The organism is Marinomonas vulgaris (genome assembly GCF_018145875.1).
GTDB classification, from domain to species: Bacteria; Pseudomonadota; Gammaproteobacteria; order Pseudomonadales; family Marinomonadaceae; genus Marinomonas; species Marinomonas vulgaris.
Window position 1 is genome coordinate 1 of the sequence record NZ_JAGSSV010000047.1, and the last position, 5,456, is coordinate 5,456.

5 protein-coding genes and 1 pseudogene are annotated in these 5,456 nt (G+C 46.4%); 5 read left to right on the forward strand and 1 reads right to left on the reverse strand.

Translation table 11 applies throughout. The annotated features are described in order from the left end of the window. The first annotated feature begins 108 nt into the window (after positions 1-108). Positions 109-267, forward strand: coding sequence for an integrase core domain-containing protein (locus J9B83_RS15520; RefSeq protein ID WP_211537707.1), 159 nt, complete (start codon positions 109-111; stop codon positions 265-267). 95 nt (positions 268-362) lie between these two features. On the opposite strand, the gene J9B83_RS15525 is transcribed toward J9B83_RS15520, so the two are convergent. Then, positions 363-1,640 (reverse strand): Rieske 2Fe-2S domain-containing protein, encoded by a 1,278-nt coding sequence (locus tag J9B83_RS15525; RefSeq protein WP_072842444.1) that lies wholly within the window; start codon positions 1,638-1,640, stop codon positions 363-365. 419 nt (positions 1,641-2,059) lie between these two features. Here J9B83_RS15525 and J9B83_RS15530 point away from each other — a divergent pair, with 419 nt between their 5' ends. The 4 genes and pseudogenes from J9B83_RS15530 to J9B83_RS15545 all read left to right on the forward strand — a co-directional run. Beyond that, entirely contained in the window at positions 2,060-2,989 is a 930-nt protein-coding gene (locus tag J9B83_RS15530) for a PDR/VanB family oxidoreductase (protein WP_072842443.1), read from the forward strand. Continuing rightward, entirely contained in the window at positions 2,973-4,139 is a 1,167-nt protein-coding gene (locus J9B83_RS15535; RefSeq protein WP_211537708.1) for a Gfo/Idh/MocA family protein, read from the forward strand. Before J9B83_RS15530 ends, J9B83_RS15535 begins: the two co-directional genes overlap by 17 nt. Positions 4,140-4,159: 20 nt before the next feature. Then, entirely contained in the window at positions 4,160-4,903 is a 744-nt protein-coding gene (locus J9B83_RS15540) for a class II aldolase/adducin family protein (RefSeq protein WP_072842442.1), read from the forward strand. A 94-nt stretch (positions 4,904-4,997) separates the two neighbouring features. After that, positions 4,998-5,354: pseudogene (locus tag J9B83_RS15545) on the forward strand (transposase); the annotation flags it as partial. Positions 5,355-5,456 lie beyond the last annotated feature (102 nt).

Consider the following 5,456-nt stretch of genomic DNA (forward strand, 5'->3'; position numbering starts at 1 on the left):
GATTTCGGTCATTCCGACCGCACATTTCGCTAATCCGATCACTGATTTCGGAGTGAGGCTAAAAGTGGCCGGATAATACCGAAATGACTGGTCGGAATGCTCCGAAATATGCATTTGATTGAACGCTGTAGAACTTTTAAAGAATTAGAGAGGCAGATTAGTGAATCTATTGATATTTATAATAGATATCGACCTCACTTAAGTCTTAATATGGAAACACCAGAAGAAGTGCATGAAAAAGCCAGCATGGAATCCATACTGGCTTAACAAAAATCGTCAACGTATTTTAGGACGAGACATACCTCCAAGCTCTACCAATCTATCTGATAACACGCTAAGAAGGTAACAGACGCTGGGTATCTTTAGACAACGTTCTCTTTCCAGAGCTCACGCCAATCGGACTCTTTTGGAACAACGCCCTGGAATGAAGCGATTTTCGCTTGTGGAATCGACGGATTGGTTCCAATTGCAGGTTCACCGTTAGCAACTTTCTGCGCAGCTTCAACCATGACGCGGCGAAACTCAACAATTGCTAGATCCGAAGCGCCAAGAATATCATCGGTGCGGTTCACGATTGGCCCCATAGATACCCACATTGCGATATCCTGATTTGGAATACCCGAAATACCCGTGAAATCACCCTCTTTCATCTTGAGCCGATCCTGACGGAACCGGTTTTCCATGTTACCGACTGTTGCCCAAGTAATTGGATCAACATCAACACCAGGAACAGCATGAGCAAACTCACGCCAAGCCTTAGTATCGGGAGTAGTTTCTGGGTTACCCCAAGCAATGAAGTGGAAATTCGAGTTTTTGTTGTCAATCGGCACGATAACAGCAGACACATTATATGATGTGTTTGGTGGAATCATTGCATAGTACGGCGCAACATACTGAGTTAGTCGAATGTAATCATGCGTACTTGCGTTGCTGATAGGACGGCGAATTGCGCAATACTGGAAACCGTAATCGGTTCTAGCTGCCTGCATACGAGGTGACTTATCCGTAGTCGGGCGATACCAGCTCTTGTCATCAGCAGCAGCACTATCGACTTTAGCTGGCACCATATCAGACGAGTGCAGAGATGAAGAGTGAGCAGAGTCAATTTGACCTTCAAGGATCTGAGCCCAGTTCGCAGGAATTCGAATTTTCAGAATTGAAACTTGAACTTCTTTATTAGGTGCGAATGCAGGCAGCTGGAATTCAGGCTCTTTGCCTTCTTCACCAAGCCAAGCCCAGAGGAAACCGCCCCATTCGACAGTTTTGTAAGACTTGTGTTTTACTTTAGAGCACATGCTCTTTTCAGTCTCAGGAGGCTCAGACGCCATAGCTACCGCGTTACCTTCCACGTCAAACTTCCAACCGTGGTAAAGACAACGAATACCACAGCCCTCGTTACGACCGAATACCAATGAAGCCAACCGATGTGGGCATAGTTCATCCAGAAGTCCAACGCGACCTTCTGTGTCACGGAAAGCAACCATACGAGAACCCAGTACTTCAACTAATACAGGTGTCCCATCGTTATCTTTGACTTCTTCTAGCAAACACACAGGCGTCCAATGCTGTCGCATCAAATCTCCCATTGGATCCCCAGGCATAACATGTGTTAGCAACTTATTCTCTTCAGGCGTTAGCATCTTCTGCTCTCCTAATTATAATTTTTATTCAAAAATGAGGCCAACTTTTCCCGTGATCAACTTTGAACAAGGCCTACCAATCTCAGGTGGACCAACGTAGAAGTTAACCCGAACTTATTTACTCAGCCTGCAAAGGCGGATCTATCAAATCCGTCCACATATCTTAGATATCTAATTTATTATTTACAAGAAAAAAATAGCTAGCTAATATTTTTCAGCCGAATTATTAGATGGCTACTTTTTATCTTGATAAAAAAAATTAGCATGCTAATATATTTGATTTCGAGCAACTATAGTATTCTTTCAAAATGCTTTATAGACAACTTTATATATAGATAACTTTATATGTTGTTGGTTTAAAAGTACTTGGTCTAGACAGAACCAGACTCTAACAACTACAAAACGGAGACAATAAGAACATGAAAATGATAGTTACTGCTCGGAGAGCTCTGACAAGCGACATCGAGGAGTTCACCCTCACATCGACAGATGGGCAAGACCTTCACAGAGCAGAACCTGGTGCTCACATAACTATAACTACACCGTCTGGAGCTCATAGGCGCTTCTCCCTCGTTCATCCGGGAGACAACCTCAGCTCTTATACAGTAGCCATAAAGCTAGAGCCTAAGTCTCGTGGTGGATCTGAGTCTATGCACAAAGATGCAACCATCGGAACTATTCTCGATGTCGAGAAACCTGAGAACGAGTTTCCTCTCGGATACAGCCACGCAGCGTTGCTGATTGCTGGAGGAATTGGTATCACTCCTATCTATTCAATGGCTCAAGCGCTAAAAGAGGAAGGAAGAAAATTCAGAGTCGTCTACTGTTCTCGAGAAGAGGAACAGACTGCTTATCTAGACGAACTAAAAGAGTTGTGCGGCAGCGATCTCACGCTGCATTTCTCTCAAGGCAACCCGGGCGGGCGGCTAGATTTCTGGGATCTATTAATGACCCCGACTGTCGAACATATATACTGCTGCGGGCCCGAGGCGATCATGGAAGAAGTATTAGCGGTTACAGGACACTGGCCGGATGGTCGTGTCCATCTGGAAAAATTTATGCCCGTTGAGGTCATTAGAGAGAACGACAGAGGTTTTACAGTCACGCTAACCAACTCTGGTAAGGAGTTCGAAGTCCCTGCAGATAAGACAATACTTGAGGCAATGCGTGACAACGATTTTGTTTTTACTAGCTCATGTGAAAATGGCACGTGCGGGACCTGTAAATGTCGCTATACCGAAGGTGAAGTTGATCATCGGGACCTCGTACTAATGAACGATGAAAAGGACTCTCAGATCATGGTCTGTGTTTCGCGCGCAAAAGGAGATCACCTTGTCCTCGACCTATAATCCTATCCGGCTCGGAGTCGTCGGGCTTGGCAGAGCATTTGCTCTATCAGCCCCCGCAATTAGTTCTCATTCGGGCATTGATCTAGTCGCAGCGGCCGAGCCCAATCGTGCTCATCGGGAGGCGTTTACCAAGGCTTTTCATGGTGATACGTACGCGGATATCCAGACGATGCTCGACGAAGCAGATATCGAGGCCGTCTACATCTCAACCCCTCATGGACTTCACAAAGAACATGCTTTGACCGCCATCGAGGCAGGAAAGCATGTACTGGTGGAAAAGCCAATGACCATTCCCCTAGCTGACGCTACTGAGATGATAAAGGCTGCTGAGCAGGCTGGAGTAACGCTAATTGTCGGCCCCAGTCACAGTTTCGACGGTCCGGTTGCTCTGGCTGAAAAGCTAATCAAAAGCGGTGAGATCGGACGAGTCCGAATGATTCATGCATTTTATGCAACCGATTTTCTTTACCGCCCAAGAACTTCTGCCGAACTTTCAACCGACCTCGGTGGCGGTGTAGTCTTCAGCCAGGCTGTACATCAAGTCGACCTAGTTAGACGACTAGCAGGAAAGCCCGCTCAACGAGTAACCGCTAGAACAGGCGGTGCTTGGGATTCAGAACGACCGACCGAAGGCGCCTACTCCATGCTGATCGACTTTGAAGATGAGCTGTTTGCAAGCCTCACCTACTCTGGATATGCACACTTTGATGGAGACCGTCTTATGGGTGACATCTCGGAACTGGGCACACCTAAATCTCCAGATACCGGTGAAACCGCTAGACAAAAGCTCACAACCGTAGCCAATGAAGCAGACTTCAAAACTTCACGTGGATTCGTATCGCTTGAGAGCTGTCCGAAAGCCGATACGCACGAACATTTCGGACAAGTTTTCGTCTTTGGTGATCTCGGTGATCTGCGCCTAACGCCAACAGGGGTAGAGGTCCACAATATCAAAGGATGCGCCTTTCACGAAGCCCCTTTCAGAACCAGTAGAGCAGAAGTCTTCGACACGCTCTTTGAGGCTGTGCGTAATCGAGTACTCCCTTTACAGGACGGATACTGGGGACGTGCATCACTGGAAATCTGTCATGCGCTTCTCGCAAGCGAAGCTTCCAAGGATACGACTTCCCTTTCGCACCAACACAATTAACAAGACGAAGATCAATAGCAATGAGCGACATCAACCTAAGTGAAACGCTAGAAAATCTAGTTGACGCCAATTTGATTCTATTCAACGAAGGCGTCTTAGATGCGTTTGGACACATAAGCGTTAGAAGCCCGACAAACACTGACCGATTTTACCTAGCCAGAAACATGGCGCCCGGATTGGTCACAACTGACGACATCATCGAATTCGATATGAACGGTGAAGTATCAGATGGCGACACGAGGAAGGTTTATTTAGAACGATTCATTCATAGTGAGATCTACAAATCTCGCCCCGATGTTATGTCTATCGTACATAGCCACTCCCCTTCCGTCGTACCGTTCAGCGTTGCTAAGGAAACACCACTAAGACCCATTTGCCACATGAGTGGATTTATTGGGACTCACGTGCCAATTTTTGAAATACGTGACCATGCCGGTGATAAAACATCTCTACTAATTACCGATAAATACCTAGGCGAGTCTCTATCAACTGAATTATCCAGCAACACTCTGGTACTCATGCGCGGTCACGGATCCACTGTCGTGGCGCCATCTATAAAGCTAGCGGTTTACCGGGCCGTCTACGTAGAAGTTAATGCAAAACTTCAATCCGAATCGATGAAGCTTGGCCCGATTGAGTATCTCACTCCTGGTGAAACCATCGCGTCACAAGCGGCCAACGAAGGTCAAGTAGAACGTCCATGGGCACTATGGAGAGCCCGAGCGAGACATGCGCAAAAAGAGTGGATTAGTTTTTACAAATAAAGTTCATTCAGAAAAAAGCGAAACTTAGATAACTGACGACTAGCCCGCTCGGTTATCTAATGCAGAACAAAGCCCGGCAGCGTCGGAGTCATACAGGAAGTCTACGGTAACCAAGGCTGACACAATTATTTACCGCTCCAGTCAGGTTGATTGTAGAACCTGCTCCCTGAAGGAACGCTGCTGCCCAGACACAATTTTTAGGAAGACAACTCAAAGTGTCCATGAAGCAGCACGTGATGTGGCAAGAGCGATAACCCCCACCGAAGAGTACGAGAATGTCAGCCGTAATCAGAGAAAGAAAGTCGAGGTGCTTTTCGCCCATATGAAAATCCATCTCAACTTCAATCGACTTCGATTGTGGGGTCTGAAAAGCGCGAATGATGAGTTATTAATGGTGGCTACGATGCAAAACAGTAACCGTCCGGCCACTACACCCAGTATCTTCACTTAAGTGTCCACTTGTTTTTTAGTGGACACTTAGTCTTCTGATTTAGATAGCTTCGTTTTGGGTGGGTGTGCTTAGGTCAATGTTCCATGGTAAGAGTTCATCGAC

Excerpts from the sequence above, each read along its gene's own strand:
- J9B83_RS15525 (WP_072842444.1), bottom strand. The coding sequence starts at position 1,640 with ATGCTAACGCCTGAAGAGAATAAGTTGCTAACACATGTTATGCCTGGG.
- J9B83_RS15520 (WP_211537707.1), top strand. The coding sequence starts at position 109 with ATGCATTTGATTGAACGCTGTAGAACTTTTAAAGAATTAGAGAGGCAG.
- J9B83_RS15540 (WP_072842442.1), top strand. The coding sequence starts at position 4,160 with ATGAGCGACATCAACCTAAGTGAAACGCTAGAAAATCTAGTTGACGCC.
- J9B83_RS15530 (WP_072842443.1), top strand. The coding sequence starts at position 2,060 with ATGAAAATGATAGTTACTGCTCGGAGAGCTCTGACAAGCGACATCGAG.